At 23.8% G+C, this 24,008-nt stretch carries 24 protein-coding genes, 1 tRNA gene and 1 pseudogene; all 26 read left to right on the forward strand.

The features are described 5' to 3' along the window. A pseudogene (locus AB6A63_RS00005) lies at positions 1-327 on the forward strand (hypothetical protein); the annotation flags it as partial. A gap of 182 nt (positions 328-509) precedes the next feature. After that, complete coding sequence (locus tag AB6A63_RS00010) at positions 510-1,703, forward strand: acetate kinase (RefSeq protein WP_370430658.1); 1,194 nt, start codon at positions 510-512, stop codon at positions 1,701-1,703. A gap of 51 nt (positions 1,704-1,754) precedes the next feature. Then, a tRNA-Ser gene (locus AB6A63_RS00015) sits at positions 1,755-1,842 on the forward strand. A 164-nt stretch (positions 1,843-2,006) separates the two neighbouring features. Then, positions 2,007-2,873 (forward strand): thymidylate synthase, encoded by an 867-nt coding sequence (locus AB6A63_RS00020; RefSeq protein ID WP_370430659.1) that lies wholly within the window; start codon positions 2,007-2,009, stop codon positions 2,871-2,873. Then, positions 2,870-3,346 (forward strand): dihydrofolate reductase, encoded by a 477-nt coding sequence (locus AB6A63_RS00025; RefSeq protein ID WP_370430660.1) that lies wholly within the window; start codon positions 2,870-2,872, stop codon positions 3,344-3,346. Before AB6A63_RS00020 ends, AB6A63_RS00025 begins: the two co-directional genes overlap by 4 nt. Before the next feature lie 23 nt (positions 3,347-3,369). Further along, positions 3,370-4,185, forward strand: coding sequence for a 1-acyl-sn-glycerol-3-phosphate acyltransferase (locus tag AB6A63_RS00030; RefSeq protein WP_370430661.1), 816 nt, complete (start codon positions 3,370-3,372; stop codon positions 4,183-4,185). 117 nt (positions 4,186-4,302) lie between these two features. Next, positions 4,303-5,649 (forward strand): pyruvate kinase, encoded by a 1,347-nt coding sequence (gene pyk / locus AB6A63_RS00035; protein ID WP_370430662.1) that lies wholly within the window; start codon positions 4,303-4,305, stop codon positions 5,647-5,649. A gap of 65 nt (positions 5,650-5,714) precedes the next feature. After that, positions 5,715-6,527, forward strand: coding sequence for a Bax inhibitor-1/YccA family membrane protein (locus AB6A63_RS00040; protein WP_370430663.1), 813 nt, complete (start codon positions 5,715-5,717; stop codon positions 6,525-6,527). Between the two features lie 103 nt (positions 6,528-6,630). After that, entirely contained in the window at positions 6,631-6,885 is a 255-nt protein-coding gene (gene rpsP, locus AB6A63_RS00045; RefSeq protein ID WP_370430664.1) for a 30S ribosomal protein S16, read from the forward strand. A gap of 17 nt (positions 6,886-6,902) precedes the next feature. Then, positions 6,903-7,631 (forward strand): tRNA (guanosine(37)-N1)-methyltransferase TrmD, encoded by a 729-nt coding sequence (gene trmD / locus AB6A63_RS00050; protein WP_370430665.1) that lies wholly within the window; start codon positions 6,903-6,905, stop codon positions 7,629-7,631. Positions 7,632-7,655: 24 nt separating this feature from the next. Then, positions 7,656-8,015, forward strand: coding sequence for a 50S ribosomal protein L19 (rplS, locus tag AB6A63_RS00055; protein WP_370430666.1), 360 nt, complete (start codon positions 7,656-7,658; stop codon positions 8,013-8,015). 40 nt (positions 8,016-8,055) lie between these two features. Further along, positions 8,056-9,318 carry a tyrosine--tRNA ligase gene (gene tyrS, locus AB6A63_RS00060; protein ID WP_370430667.1) on the forward strand — a complete coding sequence of 421 codons (1,263 nt, stop codon included), beginning with the start codon at positions 8,056-8,058 and terminating at the stop codon, positions 9,316-9,318. A gap of 48 nt (positions 9,319-9,366) precedes the next feature. Then, entirely contained in the window at positions 9,367-9,810 is a 444-nt protein-coding gene (gene sufU, locus AB6A63_RS00065) for a Fe-S cluster assembly sulfur transfer protein SufU (protein ID WP_370430668.1), read from the forward strand. Positions 9,811-9,960: 150 nt separating this feature from the next. After that, entirely contained in the window at positions 9,961-10,665 is a 705-nt protein-coding gene (locus AB6A63_RS00070; protein WP_370430669.1) for an ATP-binding cassette domain-containing protein, read from the forward strand. A gap of 471 nt (positions 10,666-11,136) precedes the next feature. Then, positions 11,137-11,400: a 30S ribosomal protein S20 gene (rpsT, locus tag AB6A63_RS00075; protein WP_370430670.1), complete on the forward strand. Its 264-nt coding sequence runs from the start codon at positions 11,137-11,139 to the stop codon at positions 11,398-11,400. A 90-nt stretch (positions 11,401-11,490) separates the two neighbouring features. Beyond that, positions 11,491-12,789 carry a serine--tRNA ligase gene (serS, locus tag AB6A63_RS00080; RefSeq protein WP_370430671.1) on the forward strand — a complete coding sequence of 433 codons (1,299 nt, stop codon included), beginning with the start codon at positions 11,491-11,493 and terminating at the stop codon, positions 12,787-12,789. A 54-nt stretch (positions 12,790-12,843) separates the two neighbouring features. Next, positions 12,844-15,021, forward strand: coding sequence for an ATP-dependent zinc metalloprotease FtsH (gene ftsH / locus AB6A63_RS00085; RefSeq protein WP_370430672.1), 2,178 nt, complete (start codon positions 12,844-12,846; stop codon positions 15,019-15,021). Between the two features lie 139 nt (positions 15,022-15,160). Then, a complete protein-coding gene (locus AB6A63_RS00090) occupies positions 15,161-16,060 on the forward strand; it encodes an RluA family pseudouridine synthase (RefSeq protein WP_370430673.1) in 900 nt (299 codons plus the stop codon). A 182-nt stretch (positions 16,061-16,242) separates the two neighbouring features. Then, on the forward strand, positions 16,243-17,931 hold the full coding sequence (gene argS / locus AB6A63_RS00095) for an arginine--tRNA ligase (RefSeq protein ID WP_370430674.1): 1,689 nt from the start codon (positions 16,243-16,245) through the stop codon (positions 17,929-17,931). 79 nt (positions 17,932-18,010) lie between these two features. After that, on the forward strand, positions 18,011-18,601 hold the full coding sequence (locus AB6A63_RS00100) for a lambda-exonuclease family protein (RefSeq protein WP_370430675.1): 591 nt from the start codon (positions 18,011-18,013) through the stop codon (positions 18,599-18,601). Between the two features lie 156 nt (positions 18,602-18,757). Further along, a complete protein-coding gene (gene acpP / locus AB6A63_RS00105) occupies positions 18,758-18,988 on the forward strand; it encodes an acyl carrier protein (protein WP_370430676.1) in 231 nt (76 codons plus the stop codon). A gap of 37 nt (positions 18,989-19,025) precedes the next feature. Continuing rightward, positions 19,026-21,482 carry a leucine--tRNA ligase gene (gene leuS / locus AB6A63_RS00110; RefSeq protein ID WP_370430677.1) on the forward strand — a complete coding sequence of 819 codons (2,457 nt, stop codon included), beginning with the start codon at positions 19,026-19,028 and terminating at the stop codon, positions 21,480-21,482. 43 nt (positions 21,483-21,525) lie between these two features. After that, positions 21,526-22,158, forward strand: a complete 633-nt coding sequence (gene gmk, locus AB6A63_RS00115) for a guanylate kinase (RefSeq protein WP_370430678.1) — start codon at positions 21,526-21,528, stop codon at positions 22,156-22,158. A 5-nt stretch (positions 22,159-22,163) separates the two neighbouring features. Further along, positions 22,164-22,379 carry a DNA-directed RNA polymerase subunit omega gene (rpoZ, locus tag AB6A63_RS00120; RefSeq protein ID WP_370430679.1) on the forward strand — a complete coding sequence of 72 codons (216 nt, stop codon included), beginning with the start codon at positions 22,164-22,166 and terminating at the stop codon, positions 22,377-22,379. Between the two features lie 54 nt (positions 22,380-22,433). After that, entirely contained in the window at positions 22,434-23,360 is a 927-nt protein-coding gene (gene rsmH / locus AB6A63_RS00125; RefSeq protein ID WP_370430680.1) for a 16S rRNA (cytosine(1402)-N(4))-methyltransferase RsmH, read from the forward strand. Positions 23,361-23,689: 329 nt separating this feature from the next. Next, entirely contained in the window at positions 23,690-24,004 is a 315-nt protein-coding gene (gene rpsJ, locus AB6A63_RS00130; protein WP_370430681.1) for a 30S ribosomal protein S10, read from the forward strand. Positions 24,005-24,008: the final 4 nt, after the last annotated feature.

Consider the following 24,008-nt stretch of genomic DNA (forward strand, 5'->3'; position numbering starts at 1 on the left):
GGAGCTCGAAGAACAGATGTTTTAAAAATTTTTTTGACTGAAGGTTTTGTTATTTTCTTTTTGATTTCTTGTTTGTTATTGATATGTTTAACAATTCCGATTGATATAGTCAATTGGTCTGGATGGACAAAAAAACAATTATATTTCAAGCATTTGATAATTTCTTGTCAAATGAGCACATTAATTAATTTAAAAATTCATTTAAATTTTGGTTTTGTAATTTTAATTGTTACTATAATAAATTTATTTATAACTTTTGTTTCTATTTCCTCTCCTATTTGGAAATTTTCTAGAAAAAAACCTATTGAAATTATATTAGATAAATAATTTACTTTTATTATTAATAAATAAAATTGATATTTTTATAAATTGTTTTTTTATAGAAATATCAATTTGTTTTTAAATTTTATAAGAACGAAAATTATATAAAACAAATAAAAAACTATTTATATTTATTTTTTAGGTTATTTTTTTATTTATATAAAAAAAATATATTAGAAAGTTTTAATATGAAAATCATTTCGATTAATTCAGGAAGTTCTTCTTTAAAGTTTAAATTATTTAATATGCCTTATGAAGAAATTTTATGTAGTGGTTCTATAGAAAAAATTGGTTGCACAGACGCAATTTTTACTATTAAATTTCATAATAAAAAAGAACAAATTTTTTTAACTATCAAAGATCATCAAGAAGCTATTAAATTATTTTTATCTTTTATATTAGAAAATAAAATTATTAATTCTTGGGATGAGATTGATGGTGTAGGACATAGAATTGTACAAGGTGGTGAATTGTTTCAAGAATCTGTTATTTTAACTGATGAAGACATCGACCAAATAGAAAGTTTGAAATATTTAGCGCCTTTACATACTCATGCGAACGTTTTAGGAATTAGATTATTTAAAAAAATGTTACCTCAAATATTTCAAGTAGGAGTTTTTGATACTACTTTTCATAAAAATATACCTCAAAAGAATTTTTTATATGCTACTCCTTATGAATGGTATCAAAAATATAAAATAAGAAAATATGGTTTTCATGGTATTTCTTATCAATATGTTTCCGAAAGAGTAGAACAAATTTTTAATAAAAGCAATTTAAAAATGATCGTTTGTCATATCGGTAACGGAGTTTCTTTAGCAGCTATCGAAAACGGAAAATCTATAGATACATCTATGGGATTAACTCCGTTAGAAGGTGTTCCTATGGGGACAAGAAGTGGAAATATCGATCCTACTATTATTTCTTTTATATCTCAAAAAGAAAATAAAAATATTGAAGAAATTTTAGATATCCTTAATAAAAAATCAGGACTTTTAGGTATTTCAGGAATTTCAAATGATTGTCGTGTTTTAGAACAAATGGTTTCCCGAGGAGATAAAAAATCTATTTTATCCTTCGAAATCCAAATTAAAAGAATAGTTGATTATATAGCTAGTTATTATGTTTTATTAAAAGGTATAGATGCTTTAGTTTTTACAGCTGGCATAGGAGAAAATTCATCTTTTGTGAGAAAAGAAATAATTAAACATTTATCTATTTTAAATATTTATATTGATGATAAATTAAATGAAGAAGCTGTTGTAAAAGAACAAATTATTTCTAATGAAAAATCTAATGTACAAGTTATAGTCGTTCCTACAAATGAAGAATTAAAAATTGCTCAAAATGTTTTTAGTTTGACAAAAAACAAAATAAAATAAAAATATTTTTTTGTATATATAAGAAAAATATTTTTATTTTTTAATATATAAGGAGAAATACTCAAGTGGTTTAAGAGGCTCGCTTGGAAGGCGAGTAGTTCGAATAGAATCAAGGGTTCGAATCCCTTTTTCTCCGCCAAATATAAAATTATTTTATAAAAGTAATTTTTTTTGATATAAAAAAATAATTTTTTATATAAAATGATTTATTTTATTTTTTATAATATACTATGTATTATTTTTTTATATGGGAAAATTTTAAAAAATTATTTTAGATATTTCAGAATAAGAGAAAAAATATTGATGAAGCAATATTTAGATTTATGTCGGTTAATATTAAAAAAAGGTGTTTTAAAAGAAAATAGAACTAAATTTCCGGCTTTTAGTATATTTGGAACACAAATACGTTTCAATTTACAAGAGGGTTTTCCTTTGGTGACTACTAAAAAAGTAAATTTTAAAGCTATCGTTTATGAATTGTTATGGTTTATTAAAGGAGATACTAATATTCGTTATTTAGTTAAACATAATGTTAATATTTGGAACGAATGGCCTTACCAAAAGTATTCTCGATCTCCTTTTTTTCAAGGAGAAACTTTATCAGAATTTATTCAAAAAATAAAACAAGATAAAAATTTCGCTCAACAACATGGTGATTTAGGTCCTATTTACGGAAAACAATGGCGTGATTTTTCAGGTATCGATCAATTACAAGAAGTTATTCAAGAAATCAAAAATAATCCTTCTTCGAGACGTTTGATTATTTTAGCTTGGAATCCTCCACTTATAGACAAAATGGTTTTACCTCCTTGTCATGTTTTGATGCAGTTTTATGTTTATAAAAATAAACTTTCTTTACAATTGTTTCAAAGAAGTGGGGATGTTTTTTTAGGTGTTCCTTTTAATATCGCTTCTTATTCGTTATTGTTAATGATGGTGGCACAATTAACTAATTTAGAACCTTATGAATTTGTTCATACTTTAGGTGACGCTCATATTTATGAAAATCATTTAGAACAAGTTAAAACTCAGATAAATCGTGTTCCTTTTACTTTACCACAAGTTATTTTAAACAAAAATGTTAGCAAAATAGAAGATTTTCAATTTTCTGATTTTGTTTTAAAAAATTATAAAACTCATAATGTTTTAAAAGCTGAAATCGCAGTATGATTACAATTATTGCGGCTTTAGATTCTAATTTTTTAATTGGTAAAGAAAACAAGTTACCGTGGCATTATCCTAAAGATCTTTTATTTTTTAAACAAAAAACTTTTAATAAAAATGTTTTAATGGGAATAAATACTTATCAATCTTTGAAAACATATTATAAAAAAAAACCACTTCCTTTTGATAAAATTTATGTAGCCAGTCGTTCGAAACTGAATATTCAAGATATATTTTGGGTTTCGGATTTAAAAATTTTTTTAGAAGAATATAAAAACAAAAAAGAAGAAATTATGGTTATAGGTGGTAGTCAAATTTATCACCAATCTTTGGATTATGCAAAAAAAATGTATTTGACTCATATATTAAAAAGGTACAAAGGAGACACTTTCTTCCCTTTTTTTAATTATCAATATTATTTGGTTAAAGAAAAAACATATATAAATGAATTGATTTTTGTTACTTATATTAAAAAATAAAAATAAGGGATGAAAATAAAATTATGTTTAGCTTTATTTTTTTGTTGTTTTTAATTTGTTTTAATTTTATTTCTTTTAATTTGTTTATAATTCCTTTTAGTAGTGTTTTGCATATTCAAATTTTAATGGGTATTTTATTTTTTGTCGTGAGTGTAATTTTAGCTTGGGTTTATGTTCTTTTTTTATTGTTTTCAGTTATGTGGATTACTCGAAATTTAAAAGTAGATCACCCTTTCAGACAAAAAATTATCATGAGTATTTCTAAATTAATTGTAAGATTTTTTAGGATTAAAATTATTGTTCATAATAAAGAATTAATTCCTTTGCAAGATAAATTAGTTATTTATTCTAATCATAAAACGAATTTCGATCCTTTTATTATTTCTTCAATTTTTCCAAGAACTCTTGCTTTTACACCTAAAGAGGAACTTTATCATGGTAAAATAGGTTGGATGTTAAGTTATTTTTTTGAACTGATAAATTGTATCCAGATTCAAAGAGACAACGATAGAAAAACAGTACAAAACATTTTAAAAGGTATCGATAATATTAAAGAAAAATTAGCAGTTGTTATTTTTCACGAAGGTGGAATTAAACAAAAAAAAAGCGACAAAATTTTAAATTCTTTAGATGGTTCTTTTAATATAGCTTTAAAAAGCGAAGCTAATATCCTTCCTGTTACTTTAAAAGGGGCTTGTGCCATGAGAGGAAAATGTTGGTTTCGTAAAAAAAAAATTGAAGTTTTTTTTCATCTCGCTTTACCATTTGAAACATTTAAAGAGAAAAAAACAAAAGAAATAAATACAAAAGTAACCAGTATTATTAATTCGGTTTTGTAAAAATTGCATAAAATAAAAAATTTTTTTCTATATTTTATTATAATATTAATATAATTGTTGGAAATTTTATATATTTTAAAAATGTTTTAAAAATAAAGAAAGTATTGTGTAAGTTTAATGAATAAAGTAAAATTAGTAGCCACATTAGGACCAGCTTGCGAAAGTAAAACAATTTTAACTCAATTGGTGAAAAATGGATTGAGTGTAGCACGTTTTAATTTTTCTCATGCTGATTACGCAAATAGCGAAAAAATTTTAAATTTAATTAAAGAAATTAATAAAGAAAATGACTCTTATTTAGCGACTATGCTTGATACAAAAGGTCCCGAAATAAGAACTCATAATTTCGATGGTTTAGTTCAAATAGAAGAAAATTCAGAAATTAGAATAGTTTTCGAAGAAGTTTTAGGAACAAAAGAAAAATTTTCTGTTACTTATGATAAATTATATGATGACGTGAATAAAGGTGATTCTATTTTTATTGATGATGGTTATTTAACTTTAGAAGTTATCGAAAAAGATGAAATAAAACGTGAATTAATAACTAAAGCAAAAAATTCTCATGTTGTTAAATCACGTAGAGGCGTTAATGTTCCGAATGTAAAATTACAAATGCCTTATATTTCAGCCAAAGATAAATCTGATATTATTTTCTCTTCTGAAAAAAAATATGATTTTTTAGCTCTTTCATTTGTTCGTGAAGCACAAGATATTTTAGATGTGAGAGAAATTTTAAATTCTCAAAATAATAAACATATTAAAATTATTTCTAAAATCGAAAATCAAGAAGGTCTTGATAATTTAGATGAAATTATTAGTCTTTCTGATGGAATCATGGTCGCACGTGGTGATTTAGGTATTGAAATTAATGAAGAATTAGTGCCTTTCTATCAGACAGAAATGATTGAAAGTTGTTTAAGAGCAGGAAAAATTGTTATTGTAGCTACTCAAATGTTAGAATCAATGCAAAAAAATCCAAGACCTACAAAAGCAGAAATTAGCGATGTTTATAACTCTGTTTTAGAAGGAGCTACTGCAACAATGTTATCAGGCGAATCAGCTGCTGGATTATATCCTGTTAAATCTGTTGCGACAATGTTTAAAATTCAAAAAAAAGCTGAAAAAAGTGTTCCTCATGATATCATTTCTGAATTTTTTACTCCCACAAACAAAGAAGAAATGTTAGCTTTTGGAGTTTCTCAAATATGCGCAAGAAATAATATTGATGCGATTGTTGTAGATGATAAAAAATATGCTATTGCATTATCTAAATTTTATCCTAAAGCGTTAGTGTTCACTAAAGTAAATGATATGTTGGAAGCAACATCTTTAGCTTTAAATTATGCTAGTTTTCCTTTTTTAAGCGAACAAGAATTAGAAAATAAACTTAATTTGTTGCAAGTACAAAATGATAATTCTTTAGTTTTATTAAAAATAGAAAATGATAATTTAAAATTTATGTAGTATAAATTTTATTTTTATGTTTATATTTAAATAATTAATTTACTTTTAATAAGAGGTATTTTTTTATGTTTGAAGAAAAAAATAAAATAGGTATTGGTTTTCGTAAAGTTGAAGAAAATTTTTTAATTGATAAAAAAGGGAACACTATTTATCAAGAAACGATAACACGTACTGGAGTTGCTGTAAAAACAATTTCATTATTACTTTGTGTTTCTTTATTTGCTTGGCTGAGTTATTCTAGTTTTATTCCTTCACTTGTATCGAAAAAACCTTCATTAATAAGACCAATATTATTCTTTTCTGTTTTATTAACTTTTGGTACTTATTTAGTAGGTGTTTTTTCTGTTTCATTGTCCAAAGCATGTTCTTGGATTTTCGCAATGTCTAAAGGGTTTACTTTAGGAGCTTTGTTACTTTTTTTAAGATCAGAATATATTTGGTTGAGTAATTTTAATTCAGTAATATCGTTAGCGTTAATTTCTACTATTTTAGTTTTTGCTATAATGCTTTTATTGTATTCAAATAATATTTTAGTGTCAACTTTTAGTTTTCAAAAAAAAATGTTATTTTGTACTTTTATAATTTTATCTTTTTCTATCTTATCTATAATTTTTGCTGTTCTCCGTATTCCTTTATTTGAACAAATGCAATCAGTATGGTTTATAGCTTTACCTATTAATATGTTTTTAATAGTTTATTCATCTTTAACTTTAATTTTATATTTTGATTATGTTGAACAAATGATATTTAATAATATGACTAAAAAATATGAATGGCAATTATCATTATGTTTTGTTGCCGTTATAGTATTATTCTTTATAAGAATATTGAAATTTTTATTAAATATTTTTAGATTTTCTAGAAAAGACATGATTTAGAATAATTATCTTATGTTTCTTTTGTTCTATTTTTGAAAATTAATATAAAAACAATATAAATAAAATTTTAATTTACGAAATATTTTAAGAAAGTGATTTTTTTATGGCAATAAAAATGCGTTTACAACGTTTTGGAAACAAAACAAGACCTTTTTATCGTGTAGTAACAGCAGAATCTTGTAACAAAAGAGATGGCAAATTTTTAGAAATTTTAGGAACTTACGAACCGTTTCATAATTTGATAAATATAGATGCAGAAAAAGTAGAAAAATGGTTATCTCGTGGAGCTCAACCTACTAAAACTGTTAAGAATTTATTAAAAAAAAATAGAAAAAATTCGAAATCAGTTTCAAATTAATTAAAATTCAAGAAATAATGAAATTTGATATTATAACTATTTTCCCTAATTTTTTTGATAATTTTTTAAATAATTCTATTTTAAAAAGGGCTCGTGAAAAAAACAAAATTGAAGTTCATATTCATGATTTAAGAGAATATAGCCAAAATAAACATCATCAAGTCGACGACACCCCTTATGGTGGAGATGTTGGGATGTTGTTAGCCTTTCCTCCTTTTTATGATTGTTTAAAAAATATAAAAAAAACTTCAAAAACAAGAGTGATTTTCTTGTCACCTCAAGGTAATTTATTGCATCAAAAAAAAGTTGTTCAATATGTAGAAAATTATTCTCATTTAATAATTTTATGCGGTAATTATGAAGGGGTAGATGATAGAATTTTAGAATATATTGATGAAGAAATTTCGATAGGCGATTATATTTTAACAGGAGGAGAATTCTCAGCAATGATTTTAATTAATGTCGTCGCTAGAGTTGTCCCAGGAGTCATCAAAAAAGAATCTTATTTACAAGATTCACTTCAAAATGGATTATTAAAATATTCTCAATATACTAAACCACAAGAATATCAAAATCATAAAGTACCTGAAGTTCTTTTATCTGGTGATCATCAAAAAATTATCAAATGGCGTAAAGAAAGTAGCTTAAGAAATACTTTGATAAAAAGACCAGAATTATTATCTAAAATAACATTAGATACTGAAGCTAAAGAAATATTAACAAAAATAAAAAAAGAAAAGAAATAAAAAAAATACTCAAAGGAGTTTTAAATGAATTTAAAAGGACAACAATTAATTGATTCAATTAATGCTAACAATTTAAGAACTGTTCCTAATTTCAAACCTGGAGATACTGTTAAAGTTTTTATCAAAATCGAAGAAGGAAATAAAACAAGAATTCAAATTTTTGAAGGATTAGTTATAAGACGTAAAGGAAGTCATATTTCCGAAACTTTTACTGTGAGAAAAGTTTATTCAGGAATAGGCGTAGAACGTACTTTTCCAGTTCATTCTCCTTCATATGAAAAAATAGAAGTCATAAGACGCGGAATAGTTCGCCGAGCAAAACTTTATTATATTAGAAATTTATCTAATAAAGCCATCAAAATTAAAGAACAAAAAACAAGATAAGTAGTTTTGTTTATAAATCTGAAAATATAGAGGTTTTATTGTGTTTTTATTCGAAGAATTAAAATGGCGTAATTTGATTAAAGATGTAAGCGATGAAAAACAAATAGAAACTTTATTAAACGAAGGTAAAATTGCTTTTTATTGTGGTTTTGATCCGACAGCTATTTCATTAACTATAGGTCATTTAATCCAAATTGTAACTATTTCGTTATTACAAAAAAGAGGACATCATCCTTTTGTTTTATTAGGGAAAGCAACATCTTTAATAGGAGATCCTAAAGAAAAAGAAGAAAGAAAATTATTATCTTTAAAAGATGTTAGTTTTAATTACGAAAAAATCAAGGATCAATTAAAAAAACTATTACCTAAAGAAAATATTGATTTCGTTGACAATTATGAATGGATTTCTAAAATAGATGTTATTTCTTTTTTAAGAGATTATGGAAAATATTTTAATGTTAATTATATGATTTCTAAAGATAAAATAGCGAAAAGATTAACAAAAGGTATTTCTTATACAGAATTTTCTTATATGATCTTACAATCGATTGATTTTCACCATTTATATAAAAATCACGAAGTACAATTACAATTAGGCGGTTCTGATCAATGGGGTAATATTACTTCAGGGCTCGAATTAATTAGAAAAATGGAATCTAATAATGAAGATAAAAACACTAAAAAACCTTTAGGAATGAGTATGATACTTTTATTAGATGATAAAGGTAATAAAATCGGTAAAAGTGATAATAACGCTGTTTGGTTAGATCAAAAACTTACAACTCCTTACAGAATATACCAATTTTTTTTAAACACAGAAGATAAAAATGTTGTAAGTTTTTTAAAAAGATTGACTTTATTAGAAGTAGAAGAAATTATTAAATTGGAAGAAATGACTCAAATTAATCCTAAAGCCAGATTAGCACAAAAAGAATTAGCTAAACAAGTGGTAACTTTGGTTCATGGTTCAGATGTTTTTCAAGAATGTCTTTTAACAAATGATATTTTATTTTCTAAAAAAACTGAAGATTTAAAAATAGAAGATTTTACATTAATAAAAAAAAGGTTGTTTTCTGTAGAAATAGATAAACCGATTTTATTATTAGATGCTTTAGTTCAAACAAAGCTAGCCGATTCTAAAAAAAAAGCTAAAACTTTAATTTTGTCTGGTGCTATTAAAATTTTCAAAAAAACTATAAAAGAAGTAGATTTTTATTTAGATTCAGAACAAACTTTATTCCAAAAATATATTTTATTAACAAAAAAAAATAAAATAAATGCTTTAATTATTTTTCGTTCTTGAAAATTAATTAAAGCATTATTTTTTTTCAAAAAAAGGAGTTTGATTTCATTGGATAATTTCAATAAATTATATCGTGATTTGATAATTAAGTATTATCGTAATCCTGTTAATAAAGGTTTGATTCAGGATAGCGAGTTCGATAAATATTTTACGATTAAAAAAAAAAATATCGCTTGTAGCGATGAAATTATTTTACAAGTTAAATTAGATAAAGACGTTATTACAGATATTAAATATGAAGCACAAGGATGTATCATTTTACAATCATCGGCTTCTTTGATGTCTGTTTATTTAAAAAACATTGAAATTAAAACAGCTATTAAAAAAATAAATAATTTTTGTGATATGTTGGAGAATAAATTGTTTGATAAAGATATATTAGAAGAAGAATTACAAATTTTTTCATTAGTTAAAGGTTTTCCAGGAAGATTTGTTTGTGCTAGTATGCCTTGGTCTTTGTTATTGGAAGTATTAGAATCTTCTAAACAATAAATTAATTTTATATTATCAAAAATATAATATATGTTATAATAAATATATCTTATTTTTATTAATTAGTTATTTAAATTTAGTAATTCTTTTTAGAAATAAGGGAAAAAATAAGATTTCCTAAAATAAGAAAGGTTTTATTATTTGAAAATAATGTTAGAAATAATTGATTTATATAAAACTTTTTTTATTAATAAAAAATCTATTTCCGTTTTGCAAAAAATTAATTTAAAAATACCTAAAAATCAAATTTTTGGGTTGGTAGGTTCTACTGGTTCAGGAAAAACTACCTTATTGCAAATAATGAATGGTTTAATGAAACCAGACAAAAGAAAAGAAACTAAAATTTATAAAGAATTTTCGTTACAAGAAAGTGGTACTATTTGGCAAAATTTTAATATTTTAAGTAATTTAAATGTTTTTGACAATGTAGCTTTGCCATTAAAAATAAGAAATCTGGATTCAGAAGAAATTCGAAGCAGAGTTTTAAAAGTTCTTGATTTTGTAGAATTATCTAATTTTTTGCATTCATATCCTAAACAATTATCGGGTGGTCAAAAACAAAGAGTGGCTATCGCTAGAACTTTAGTTTACGAACCGAAAATTATTTTTTGTGATGAACCCACTTCAGCTTTAAATGAACAAACTAGTAAAAATATTTTAAAATTATTTTATGATATAAATCAAAAATTAAAAACAACTATTGTTATCGTTTCGCATGATTCTTCAGTTATTAAAACTTTGTGTAATTCTGTTGCTATTTTGAATCAAGGTCAAATAGAAAAAGTGGTTAATTTAAAACCTAGTTATGATTTTCAATCTTTTTCTTACCAAGCCATTTTTAAAAAATCGAATTGATATTTTATTTCTTAATTGGTCGAATTATCGCTATTTAATAAATTAAAAATGAATAATTGATGAAAAATTATATCTTTTTATTATTATTCTTTTTATTTTTTTATAATTTAATAATATTTTTAAAAAAATTTCATTTTTTTATTTTCCTTTTTATATAGTTTTTAGGATAATTTTAATAAAATCTCAAATTATATTTCTATAAAATTTGGATTTTATAGAAATATAATATATAATTAATACAAGCGTTGATGTTTAATATAGTAAGAATTTTCAAAATTAAATATTTGTTTTATTTCTTTTTTAAAATAACTTTTTTAAATTTTTAATTTTTAAAATTTTTTTTATATAAAATATATATGTGCAATTTTTAAAGTTTAAAAATTATACCATTAGTAAAAAATATTTTTTTAAATTTAAAAAATTTTAATATCATAAAATAAAAATTTTGAAAAAAAGAGAGTAATTATAAAAATGGCTAATACAAAACAACAAAAAAAACGTATCAAAACAAATGAAAAACGTAGATTAATGAATAGTGCTTTTAAATCTTCAGTTAGAACATTTATAAAAAAATTTAAAACTTATGTGTCTGCTTCTGATAAAGAAAAAGCTAATTCTTGTTTTAATCTTATTAATAAAAAATTAGATAAAGGATTATCTAAAGGTATTTTTCATATAAATTTTGTATCCAGAAACAAATCTAATTTTGCTAAATTATTAAACAGTATCAAATAAATAAGTTGATCAAATTTATTGGACGTATGTTTCCAATTATTTTTTTATTAGCGTAAGGATGTTTTTTAGTAAATTATAAAGGATTTTTTTATGTTGGATTTAAAATTTGTTTTACGTAATATGGATTTAGTTTTAGAAAAACTTCAAAAAAGATTAATAGAAATCAAAGATTTAGACAATATTGTGGTTTTATCTAATATGAGAAAAGAATTGATTCAAAAAATAGAAAAAATCCGCTTTCGTAAAAACAATGTATCACAAGTTATTTCAGAATTAAAACACAAATCAGAACAAGAAAATCAATTCAATAATGATAATTTCAAAAGCGAACAAAAAAGTGAACAAATTTCTAAAAAAGATTTAAAGGAATTTGAAAAACAATTACAAGAAATAGAGCAAAAAATTTCTCATATTTTGTATAATATCCCTAATATTCCTCATGATTCTGTTCCTGTAGGAACAGATGAAAATGACAATGTAGAAGTATTTCGTTTTTTAGAACCAAAAAAATTTTCATTTCCTGTGAAAGATCATATTGAATTGGGAAAAAATTTAGATATTTTAGATTTTGAAAGAGCAACTAAAATTACAGGCAGTAAATTTGTTGTTTTAAAAGGGGCCGGAGCTAGATTAGAAAGGTCTTTAATCAATTTCATGCTTGATGTTCATATATCGAAAGGGTATGAAGAAATTTTGTCTCCTTTCATTGTTAATAAAACATCTATGTTTTCAACAGGACAATTACCTAAATTTAAAAAAGATCTTTTTAAGTTGAAATTAGATAAGCATGAATGGTATTTAAATCCGACTGCTGAAGTGCCTATGGTTAATTTTCATCGTGACGATGTTTTAGATAAAAACCAATTACCTTTAAAATATGTTGGTTTTACTACTTGTTTTAGACAAGAAGCAGGTGCTAACGGTTTAAAAAGTAAAGGTATTTTTAGACAAAAACAATTTAATAAAGTGGAATTGGTTCAATTTGTAGAACCTCAAAATTCTTATAAAGCTTTAGAAGAAATGTTAAAAGATTCTGAATATATTTTACAAAAATTAAATTTACCTTATAGAATCCTTACTTTATCAACAGGCGATTTAGGTTTTAGTGCAAGTAAAACTTATGATATTGAAGTATGGATTCCAAGTCAAAATAGATATCGTGAAATCGCCTCTATAAGTAATACAGAGTCTTTTCAAGCAAGAAGAGCAAATATCAAACTTAAAGATAATACAAAAAATAAAAAAGAATATTTACATATTTTAAACGGTTCTGCTTTAGCAGTAGGAAGAACAATGATGGCTATTATAGAAAATTATCAAGATGAAAACGGTCATATTGTTGTTCCTGAAGTTTTACATGACTACTTTAAAGAAAATTTAATTAAATAAATATTTTAAAATGATTTTTCAATATATTTATTTAATTAAATAAGGAAAAATAATATGAATCAATTAGAGAATTTTATTAAAAAAAATATGTTTTGGGTCGTAATAGTATCTATAATATCATTTGGTTTGGTAGTAAATATTTATGAAATAGTTACCGAACCAGAACCACGTTCTTGGACTGAATTACAAAATGTTTTGACAAATAAACAAAAAGGACAAGCTACAAAAATAGAAGTTAATAATAAACAAATAGTAATACTTTCAGTTGATGACGTGAAGCCTTATATTTCTAAGATAGCTCCTGGTTTTTATGATTTAAAAGTAAGATATAAAATAAAAGAAGAATCGAATCTAGAAGGAACTTCGAAAACAATAATTTATGAAACTGTACCACAACATAATTGGGACGAAATTGTAAAGCTTATTCTAACACAGAGTAAAGATGCGATAACAAACACATCCTATTCTGGAGTTATGACAAATGAATCAATATTAAAAGGTAATCGTACTTATGCAAATAATTATGGGTTATCGACTTTATTAAAATCATTTAATCTTGCATTAACATTCTCATTTCTTTATTATTTGTTTTATTTATTCAATAAAACCAAAAATCAGTTGGTAGATAATTTGTCTCCAAATCAAAGTAAAGGTGGTTCTCAAAAAAAGATTTTTAAAAAACCTCCATTTACTTTCGCAGATGTTGCTGGTGCAGAAGAAGAAAAAGAAGAAATGGAAGAGTTAGTTGATTTTTTAAAAAATCCTCAAAAATATTCTTTAATGGGTGCAAGAATGCCAAAAGGGATTTTATTAGCAGGTCCACCAGGCACAGGTAAAACTTTATTAGCTAAAGCTGTTGCTGGAGAAGCAAAAGTACCTTTTTTTGCAGTTTCTGGTTCTGAATTTGTCGAAATGTTTGTAGGGTTAGGTGCTTCACGTATTAGAAATTTATTCAAAACATCACAAAGATATGCTCCTTGTATAATTTTTATAGACGAAATCGAAACTGTTGCTCGTAAAAGAGGAATGAGTTTTGGAAACACTGAACAAGAACAAACATTGAATCAATTATTGATTGAATTAGATGGTTTTAATCCTAGTAGAGGAGTTCTTGTTATCGCAGCTACAAATGAACCTGATTTTTTAGATCCTGCTTTATTAAGACCTGGTCGTTTTGATCGTCGTTTTAATATTAATTTACCAAATGTTAAAGACAGAGAAGCAATTTTAAAATTACATGCACAAAATAAAAGAATTGCTCCTGATGTAGATTTAAAAGAAATAGCTAAAGAAACACCAGGTTTTAGTGGTGCTCAATTGGAAGGTGTTTTAAACGAAGCAGCTTTGTTATCTATTAGAAATAATTTAGTAGCAATTGATAAACAAACACTTAGTGAAGCTGTTGATCGTATATTAATGGGTCCTTCTAAAAAAAGTGCAAAATATACTAAAAAAGAAAAAAAAATGGTTTCTTATCACGAAGCAGGACATGCTGTTATTGGTTTAAAATTACCATATGCTCAAAAAGTTCAAAAAATAACAATTATTCCTCGTGGAATGGCAGGCGGATACAATATAATGTTGAACGAAGAAGAAACTTTTACATCTTCTAAAAAACAATTATTAGCCACAATTACATCTTTCTTAGGTGGTAGAGCCGCTGAAGAATTGTTCTTGGATGATATTTCAGATGGAGCTTATCAAGATTTACAAGTAGCTACTCGAATTGCTACTCAAATGGTAACTAAATTCGGAATGAGCGATTTAGGTTTAGTTCAATTTGGTTCAGATGAAAATAGTTTTCATAAAAATTTTTCAGATGCGAAAGCTTCAGAAATTGATGAAGCTGTTAAAAAAATTATTTCTGAATGTTATGAAACAGCTAAAAAAATAATTTCAGAAAACAAAGAACTTTTATTTAAAATAAGTGATTATTTATTAGAACTTGAAACTTTGAGTAAAAAAGATATTGAAGAAATATTAACAACTGGAAAAATTAGTAGTTCTTCACAAGAAGAAACACAAGAAACAGAAAAAGTTAATTCAACAAATGATGATTCAAAAGAAATAAAAGATATTGATGAAAATATAAATGATAGTAATGATAGTAATGACGAATCAGAATCTCAAAACACAGAACAAATCAACTCAACAAATGATGATTCACAAGAAGTAAAAGATGTTGAAGAAAATATAAATGATATCATTGGCAAAAAAGAAAATAATCAATAAGAAAATAAATTTAATAAATAAAAATATATTTTGGTTTATTTAAAACTAAAATATATTATTTATTTTATTTTTTTTATATAAATCATTTTTTTATTTTTTAAATATAATTTAAATTCACTTGAGGAAGTTTTTTTATAAAATGATAAAAAAATTTATTATTTCAGAACAAGATAAAAATTTACGTTTAGATATATTTTTAATGAAAAATTTAAACATAAGTAGAAATAAATGTTCTTTGTTAATTGATTCCGAACAAGTTTTTGTAAATGATGAATTAAAAAAAAAGAGATATTTATTAAAAACCAATGATATAATAATAACTTCTATTGTTGAAAAAGAATCAGAAATAAATATTTTTAAACCTGTTGATTTAAATTTAAAAATAATTTATGAAGATCAATATTTAGCAGTCATTGATAAACCTGTTAATTTAATAGTTCATCCTTCTAATAGTTATTCAGGAACTACTTTGATTAACGGATTATATCACCAAATTAAAGATTTTCAATGTCAAGACACAGCAAGACCTGGCATTGTTCATCGTTTAGATAAAGATACTACAGGATTAATTATTGTTGGCAAAACAGATGAATTTGTTAAAATTATGCAAAAATTAATTCAAAAAAGAAAAGTTCAAAGGATTTATTGGGCTTTAATTCATGGATATTTAGGTTACGATTATGGAACTATTGATTTACCTATAAAAAGAAGTGTTGTTAATTTTTCTAAAATGGAAGTTTCTGATAAAGGAAAAACAGCTACTACTCATTTTAAAATTTTAAAAAAATTTAAAGATTTTTCTTTATTAGAATTGAAATTAGATACCGGCAGAACACATCAAATTAGAGTTCATTTATCTTATTTAAAACATCCTATCGTGGGAGATGTTTTATATGGCAATAAAAATCAATCCATACAACAACAATTATTGCATTCTAAAAAGATTAATTTTACTCATCCTATAACAAATCAATATGTAGAATTAGAAACTCCTTTACCTAGTCATTTTCAAGAATTTTTAGTTCAAATAGAAAATTAATAATTATTATAAATTAATTTTTTGATTTTGTTAAAATGCAGAGATTTTTTTAAAAATTATTTTGATCAATTAAATTATTATAGTTAATAAATAATATTTGTAAAATATTAAATATTATTTATTAACTATTGTTTATAATTTTTATATATAAGTTAATATGTAATAATCAAGGATATTTACAAATGTATTTACAACAAATTCAAAATCAAATAGAACAAATTTTAAATAAAAAACATAATATTAATGCATTTCTACAATCAAATTATAAATCAGATAAATTTGATTTTTTTTTACCGTTATTTCCTTATGTCAAAGATATAAAAAAAAATTTGTTAGATATTTTTGAAATTTTTAAACAAGATTTGTCATTAGAAGTAGTAGACAATATTTTTTTTGAAAATGGTTTTTTAAATATTAAATTAAATAGAAAAATTATAAGTAAAAATATTTTAACTAATATTGATAAATCTATTTTTGATTATGAAAAAAAAGCAGACAACGTATCCAAAGTTGTTATTTTTGATTATTCCTCACCAAATATAGCAAAAAATTTTTCTATTGGGCATTTACGTTCAACAGTGATAGGAAACGCATTAAAAAACGTTTATAAAAAATTAGGTTTTCGAACTGTCGGAATTAATCATTTAGGTGATTGGGGAACACAATTTGGAAAAATGATTTTCGCTTATAAAAAATGGGCTCAAAAAGAAAACATTTTAAAAGATCCTATTAACGAATTACAAAGAGTTTATATTTTGTTTCATGAAGAAACTCAAAAAGATAAATCATTAGAAGATGAAGCGAGAGAAATATTTCGTCTTTTAGAAAACAAAGATCCAGAAATAACTGATTTATGGAACTGGTTTAAAAAAATTTCTTTAGAAGAATTTAAGAAAATTTATGATTTATTAGATATTCATTTTGATCATTATATAGGTGAATCTTTTTTTCATGACAAAGCTATTGAATTGTTAGATGAACTACGTCAAAAAAATTTAGTTTTATTTGATGATCAAGCTTATATTATGCCATTAGACGATGGAATGCCGCCAGCTTTAATGCAAAAAAAAAACAAAAGCACACTTTATTTAACAAGAGATGTAGCTTGTGTTATATATCGTTATAAAAGATTTAATTTTTATAAAGTTTTATATGTGGTTGGAAACGAACAAAAATTACATTATAAACAGTTAAAAGCGGTTTTAAATAAAATAGGTTACGATAATTTAAATTTAGAACATGTTAATTTTGGTTTAGTTCATTTTCAAAATATGAAAATCTCTACAAGAAAAAGCATAGATTTTAAATTGATTAATATTATTGAATCAGCTAAAAAAGAAGCTCAAAATATAATTCAAAAAAGATTTTCTGATACAAAAAAAATAGAACAAATAGCTCAAAAAGTATCTATCGGAGCCATTGTTTTTAATGATTTAAAAAATGATCGTCATTTAGATATTGAATTTGATTTAAAAAAAATGTTACAATTTGAAGGAAATAATGGTCCTTATTTACAATATACAATGGTTAGATTATATTCTATTTTAAAAAAATCTCAAGTCAACGAAAATTTACATTGGGAAGAAATAATTAATTATTATAGTCAATTTCATTATTATAATTTAATTAAATTAATAGATTCTTTTTATGAAATATTAGAAAAAGTACAACAAAAAAATATGCCTAGTATTTTAGCTAGATATTTATTACAATTAGCTAAGAATATTAATCAGTTTTACGAAAAAGAAAAAATTTTAAATACTGATAATCTTGTTTTACAAGACGCTAATATTTTATTAATTAAAAATTGTTTAAATTTACTTGAAGAAGGATTAAAAATTTTAGGAATTCCTATTTTAAAAGAAATGTAAATTAATTTTTCGTTTATATTTTTCTCATTTCAACTTTATATTTAACTTTATAAAAATAATGAAAGAAAAAAGGTTTTTTATGAATAATTTAAATTTAGAACAAAATTCAGATAATTGGCATATTCATAGAAAAAAATATATTAATGCTTCTGAAGTAGCAATTATTATGGGGTTTAATCCTTTTGATAACAAAAAGAATCTTTTAAAAAGAAAACTTTTTGATGAAAAAATAGAAGATAATAAATTTATGCAACACGGAAGAAAATTAGAACCCAAAGCTAGAAATTTTTTTAATGATATTAATAAAACTAATTTTAAACCTTTAGTTTGTGTTAAAGAATTTTTTTCTGCTTCTTTAGATGGTTGGAACGCTGAAACAAATAGTTTATTAGAGATTAAATGTCCTCTTTATATCAATTCTAAGACTTGGCAAAAATTTTTTATTAATGGAGAAATTCCTGAATATTATTATGCACAGATTCAGGCTCAAATTTATTGTTCTGATGCTGAAAAAGCTTTTTTTTTAGTTTTTCAAGATTACCAAAATGCTAAAGTTAAAGAAGTTAATAGAGATCCAGAGTTTCTTGAAAAAATGTATGAAGAATGTTTAAAATTTTATAATATTTTTGAAGAAGCGAAACAAATTTTAAATAAAGTATCTGGTGAATAAAAAAAATATTTTTTTCTAATTTTTATTTTTGGATATAATCTTAATATATCTCCATTTAATAAAGTAATTAAAGCAAAAATATTATAAAATAATATATAAATAAATGTTTTTATCTTTGGATAAAAATAAAATTTTTATTAAAAAAAGAGGTTTTTAATGATTGAAAATACTGTTAAAGAAATTATTTCTAAGAAAAAAAATATCAAAAGTGATGATATAACACCACAAACAAGATTAAAAGAAGATTTAGGTTTAGATTCTTTTGACGCTGTTGAAATAGTGATGGAATTAGAAAAAGTTTTTAAAATCCAAATTAGTGATGAGTCTATGCAACAATTTAAAATTTTAAAAGATGTTGTCAATTACGTCGAAACAAAAATATCTTAATTTAATTATTTTTTATATTAAATAGAGGTTTTCATTTATGTTGGTTTATGATTTCAAAAAAATAGAATTAAAATGGCAATCTCATTGGGACAATACAAAAACTTTTAAAACTAATAAAAAAAAATTAAAGAAAAAATTTTATTGTTTAGATATGTTCCCTTATCCTTCCTCTTCAGGATTACATGTGGGTCATATTGAAGGTTATACAGCCAGTGATATTGTTAATAGATTTAAAAGAATGAGTGGTTATAATGTCTTTCATCCTTTCGGATGGGATTCTTTCGGTTTACCCGCAGAACAATACGCTTTACAAACTGGTAATAATCCCGAAACTTTCACTTACCAAAACATTGAAAATTTTAAAAAACAAATTAAAATGTTGGGGAAAGGTATCGATTGGGATACAGAATTAGCTACTTCTGAACCTTATTTTTACCACTGGACACAATGGATTTTCAAAAGAATTTTCAAAAATGATTTAGCTTTTTTGAAAAATGTAGAAGTTAATTTTTGTGAAAAATTAGGAACAGTTTTATCTAATGAAGAAATTTTTACAACAGAAGAAGGTATTTTTTCTGAAAGAGGGGGGTATCCTGTTGTAAGAAAAAAAATGAAACAATGGGTTTTAAAAATAACTTCTTATCTTGATCGTTTATTAGAAGGTTTAGATTCTTTAGATTGGTCTCCTCAATTAAAAGATATTCAAAAAAAATGGATAGGCAAAAAAAAGGGGTTTATTTTTAATTTCGCTTTTGATTCTCTTACTGATGCTCAGTTAGAAGTTTTTACGACTAAACCTTATACTATTTTCGGAGTAAGTGCCGTTGTATTAGCTCCTGAACATCCTTTAATTTCTTCGATTGTTACAAAAGAATTTCTCGAACCGGTTAAATTATATTTAAAAGATGTCGAAAATAAAACAGATCTAAAAAGAAATATCAACGCGGTCAAAACTGGTGTTTTTACCGGAAGTTATGTCATTCATCCTTTCACTAATAAAAAAATTCCTGTTTGGGTCGCTGATTATGTATTACCTCATTACGGTAAAGGAGCGGTTATGTCTGTTCCTTTTTGTGATGAAAGAGATTTTTTATTTTCTAAAAAATATAATTTAGAAATAATTCCTATTTTTAAAGTCAATAACGAATCTCATAATGTTGATTTTCAAAAAGATAATACTGATATTCATTCTATTTCAGAGACAGATATTTTAATTAATAGTGTTTTTTTAAATGGACTTGATATTAAAGAAGCTAGTGAAAAAATTTTGAATTTATCTCGAGAAAATAATTTTGGTCGTGTGCATTTTACTTATCAAATGCGTGATTGGGTTTTTTCTCGTCAAAGATATTGGGGCGAACCTTTTCCAGTTTATTATGATGAAAATGATAATGTTTATTTAGAAGAAGATGATCAATTGCCTTTATTATTACCTTTTTTAGAAAAAATTGAGGTCTCAGGTGATGGAACTTCTCCTTTATCTAAAGTTTCTTCATGGTTGTATTTCGAAAAAGATGGTAAAAAATATAAAAGAGATTCTAATACTATGCCTCAAGTTGCTGCTAGTTCTTGGTATCATATAGCTTATCTTTTAAGAAATAATACAGGGATGTTGTCATTAGATTCTGAAGAAGCTAAAAAAAGATTAAATTATTTTTTGCCTGTTGATTTGTATATCGGTGGAAGCGAACACGCTGTCGGTCATTTATTATATTCTCGTTTTTGGCATAAATTTTTATATGATTCAGGTATAGTCTCAACTCCAGAACCATTTCAAAAATTAGTCAATCCTGGTATGATTTTAGGTGAAGACCATTTAAAAATGAGTAAATCTAAAAACAATAGTGTCAGTGCTTCGACAGTTTTAGAAAAATACGGAGCAGATGCTATCAGAATTTATATTATGTTTTTAGGTCCTTTGGAAGATAACAAAATTTGGAACGAAAATGGATTAAAAGGGATCAATCGTTTTTTAAATAAAGTTTATAATGCAGCTTCTTCTTTTATAATAGATGAAGAATGTGATTTTTTAAATTCAATACTTAATCAGACTATTAAAATAGTTACAAGATATTACGATAAATTAAAATTCAATACCATCGTCAGCCAATTAATGATTTTTATTAATCAAGTTTATAAATTCAAAAAAATAAATAAAAATCAAATGAGAATTTTTTTACAATTATTAAATCCTATAGCACCCCATTTAACAGAAGAATTAAATCAAAATATTTTAAAAAATTCTGATGAATTGGTTTATTCCGATTGGCCTCTTTATCAAAAAACAGCATTAACTGATACTTCTGTTCAAACTGAAATCGTTGTTCAAATTAACGGTCATTTAAAAACTAAAATTTGGATTTTAAAAAATGACGATAAAGACACGGTTTTTCAAAAAGCTTTACAAAACGACAAAATTAAATTTTTAATTCAAAATAAAAAGATTTTAAAATTTTTTTACATCCAAAATAAATTATTGAATTTAGTTATTTGATTTTTTTCAAAAACAAAAAAGAAAGAATTATAAAATTTATATTATGAAATTGCATAGAAAAGGTTTAGTAATAGTAATTTCAGGTCCGTCTGGAGTCGGCAAAGGAGAAATAAAAAAATCTTTATTAAATAGAGAAGGTAATAATTTTTTTTATTCTGTGTCCGCAACAACGAGAAAACCTAGGCCTGGAGAAAAAGACGGAATAGATTATTTTTTTATGCAAAAAAAAGATTTTAAACAAAAAATCAAAGAAAATTTTTTTTTAGAATATAGTAAATTTGTTGATCATTATTATGGCACTCCATATAAAAATATTTTGCAAAGTTTGGAAGAAGAAAAAGAAATTCTTTTAGAAATTGATATTAAAGGAGCTTTACAAATTAGAAAACATAAATTGCATAAAGACAGTGTTTTTATTTTTATCGCTCCTCCTTCTAAACAAATTATCCAAGAACGTTTAAAAAAAAGAAATTCTGAAACAGATGAAGAAATTCAAAAACGTATGTTGAATTATGATAAAGAAATGAATTTAGCTTATAAATACGATTATATTGTTGTTAACGATGAAGTAAAAAATGCTGTAGATAAAATTATGTCTATTATCATCGCAGAACATTCTAAGACTAAAAATAGTATTGATTATTATTTAACAGAAATTGTAAAAAAAGGAAAATAACTATTATGGAAAAAAAAGAAAAAGAAGGTTTAAATTATCCTTCAATTGATGAATTATTAAAAAAAATAGATTCTAAATATAAATTAGTTTACTTGTCTAGTAAAATATCTCGTATTATTAAAGAAAAAAATATAGATGTTTCGAATATAGAAGGCAAAAAATTAGTAACTAAAGCTTTATATGAAGTTATTAATGGTAATTTCGAAATTGAATTTGAATAAAAACAAAAATTATTTTAATTATAAAAGTGATATAAAAAAATAGAGGCTTATAAATTGAAATCATTAAAGCATATTTCTGTTTTGACTAAAGAAATTATCGAATCTTTAAACATTAACCCTCAAGGGACTTATGTCGATGCTACTTTAGGCGGCGGAGGACATAGTTTAGCTATTTTAGAAAAAATAAATCAAGGTTTTTTACATTCTTTCGATCGTGATTATTTTGCAATTCTTGAATGTCAGAAAAAATTTGAAAGTAGAAAAAATATTTTTTTATATCATAATAATTATGCTTCTATTGAAGAAGAATTATCAAAAAAAAATATTTTTTCTATTGATGGCATTGTTTTTGATTTAGGATTATCTTCTTTTCAAATTGATGATCCTGAAAGAGGTTTTAGTTATTTACAAGATTCTCTTTTAGATATGAGAATGGATCAAAAACAAAAAACAACAGCTCATTATATCGTGAACAATTATAGTTTTACTGAATTAAAAAAAATTTTTTTATTTTTTGGGGAAGAACCAAAATCTTCTTTAATAGCTCGTGAAATTATCAAAAGAAGACCTATAAATAAAAGTTTAGAATTGGTAGCGATTACAGATAAATTTTATCCTTTTTATGATAAAAATAAAAAGGGGCATAGTGCTAAAAGAATTTTTCAAGCTTTAAGAATAGAAGTTAATCAAGAATTAAAATTTTTAGAGATGGCTTTAAAACAAAGTCTTAAATTATTAAAAAAAGATGGCAGAATAGTCGTTATCAGTTTTAATTCTTTAGAAGATCGTTTAGTAAAGAGATTTTTTAAAGAAAATAGTCAATTAAATTTACTTTCTGATTTACCTATTAAAGAAAAAAATTTGCCAAAAACTCCTTTAACTCTTTTGAATAAAAAAATTATTATCCCTAGTTTAGAAGAAATAAAATTAAACTCTAGGAGTCGTTACGCAAAATTAAGAGTAGCTATCAAAAATTATTAAATTTTTGTATATAATTGTATATTATTTATTTATACAAAATATATAAAAATTGTTAAATATTTAACAATTTTTATAAAAAAAATAAATTTAATATATAATTATAATGATTGTCTATTTTTTAATAAATTATTTTTGAACAATAGTTAAAATTAGTTTATTTTAATATTTTGTTTTTTATTTTTTTACATAAAATATTAAAAAAATGAAAAATTATTTTTGAGTTATGCAGTTTTTGTATCTTTATGATGTATTTTTTTCATTTAGTTATGTTATTTTTTTTTTTTTTTAAAATTTTCAATACTTTATAGAAAGGCAGTTTATATTATAAAATGGTAAAAAAGAAAGAAATTGTTAAGATTCTTTTAAAAACTTATGATTATCATTTGATTGATCAAGCGGCTAAAAAAATTATTAATAGTGTTATCAAAACAGGAGCTAAAGTAGTAGGACCGATACCTTTACCTACTAGAAAAGAAATTTTCACTGTAAATCGTTCTACTTTTGTTAACAAAGATAGTAGAGAACAATTCGGTCGTTTCACTCATAAGCGTTTAATTCAAATTATCGAACCAAACAATCAAACGATAGATGTTTTAATGCATATCAATTTGCCTCATGTAGTTGATATTTTTTTAACAAAATAAAATT

Origin of the sequence: 'Camptotheca acuminata' phytoplasma (assembly GCF_041276565.1) — a bacterium.
Lineage (GTDB): Bacteria > Bacillota_I > Bacilli_A > Acholeplasmatales > Acholeplasmataceae > Phytoplasma.

What these genes read in the sequence shown, in the direction of transcription:
- AB6A63_RS00010 (WP_370430658.1), top strand. Translation starts at nt 510, where the DNA reads ATGAAAATCATTTCGATTAATTCAGGAAGTTCTTCTTTAAAGTTTAAA.
- AB6A63_RS00020 (WP_370430659.1), top strand. Translation starts at nt 2,007, where the DNA reads ATGAAGCAATATTTAGATTTATGTCGGTTAATATTAAAAAAAGGTGTT.
- AB6A63_RS00025 (WP_370430660.1), top strand. Translation starts at nt 2,870, where the DNA reads ATGATTACAATTATTGCGGCTTTAGATTCTAATTTTTTAATTGGTAAA.
- AB6A63_RS00030 (WP_370430661.1), top strand. Translation starts at nt 3,370, where the DNA reads ATGTTTAGCTTTATTTTTTTGTTGTTTTTAATTTGTTTTAATTTTATT.
- pyk (WP_370430662.1), top strand. Translation starts at nt 4,303, where the DNA reads ATGAATAAAGTAAAATTAGTAGCCACATTAGGACCAGCTTGCGAAAGT.
- AB6A63_RS00040 (WP_370430663.1), top strand. Translation starts at nt 5,715, where the DNA reads ATGTTTGAAGAAAAAAATAAAATAGGTATTGGTTTTCGTAAAGTTGAA.
- rpsP (WP_370430664.1), top strand. Translation starts at nt 6,631, where the DNA reads ATGGCAATAAAAATGCGTTTACAACGTTTTGGAAACAAAACAAGACCT.
- trmD (WP_370430665.1), top strand. Translation starts at nt 6,903, where the DNA reads ATGAAATTTGATATTATAACTATTTTCCCTAATTTTTTTGATAATTTT.
- rplS (WP_370430666.1), top strand. Translation starts at nt 7,656, where the DNA reads ATGAATTTAAAAGGACAACAATTAATTGATTCAATTAATGCTAACAAT.
- AB6A63_RS00070 (WP_370430669.1), top strand. Translation starts at nt 9,961, where the DNA reads ATGTTAGAAATAATTGATTTATATAAAACTTTTTTTATTAATAAAAAA.
- rpsT (WP_370430670.1), top strand. Translation starts at nt 11,137, where the DNA reads ATGGCTAATACAAAACAACAAAAAAAACGTATCAAAACAAATGAAAAA.
- serS (WP_370430671.1), top strand. Translation starts at nt 11,491, where the DNA reads ATGTTGGATTTAAAATTTGTTTTACGTAATATGGATTTAGTTTTAGAA.
- ftsH (WP_370430672.1), top strand. Translation starts at nt 12,844, where the DNA reads ATGAATCAATTAGAGAATTTTATTAAAAAAAATATGTTTTGGGTCGTA.
- AB6A63_RS00090 (WP_370430673.1), top strand. Translation starts at nt 15,161, where the DNA reads ATGATAAAAAAATTTATTATTTCAGAACAAGATAAAAATTTACGTTTA.
- argS (WP_370430674.1), top strand. Translation starts at nt 16,243, where the DNA reads ATGTATTTACAACAAATTCAAAATCAAATAGAACAAATTTTAAATAAA.
- AB6A63_RS00100 (WP_370430675.1), top strand. Translation starts at nt 18,011, where the DNA reads ATGAATAATTTAAATTTAGAACAAAATTCAGATAATTGGCATATTCAT.
- acpP (WP_370430676.1), top strand. Translation starts at nt 18,758, where the DNA reads ATGATTGAAAATACTGTTAAAGAAATTATTTCTAAGAAAAAAAATATC.
- leuS (WP_370430677.1), top strand. Translation starts at nt 19,026, where the DNA reads ATGTTGGTTTATGATTTCAAAAAAATAGAATTAAAATGGCAATCTCAT.
- gmk (WP_370430678.1), top strand. Translation starts at nt 21,526, where the DNA reads ATGAAATTGCATAGAAAAGGTTTAGTAATAGTAATTTCAGGTCCGTCT.
- rpoZ (WP_370430679.1), top strand. Translation starts at nt 22,164, where the DNA reads ATGGAAAAAAAAGAAAAAGAAGGTTTAAATTATCCTTCAATTGATGAA.
- rpsJ (WP_370430681.1), top strand. Translation starts at nt 23,690, where the DNA reads ATGGTAAAAAAGAAAGAAATTGTTAAGATTCTTTTAAAAACTTATGAT.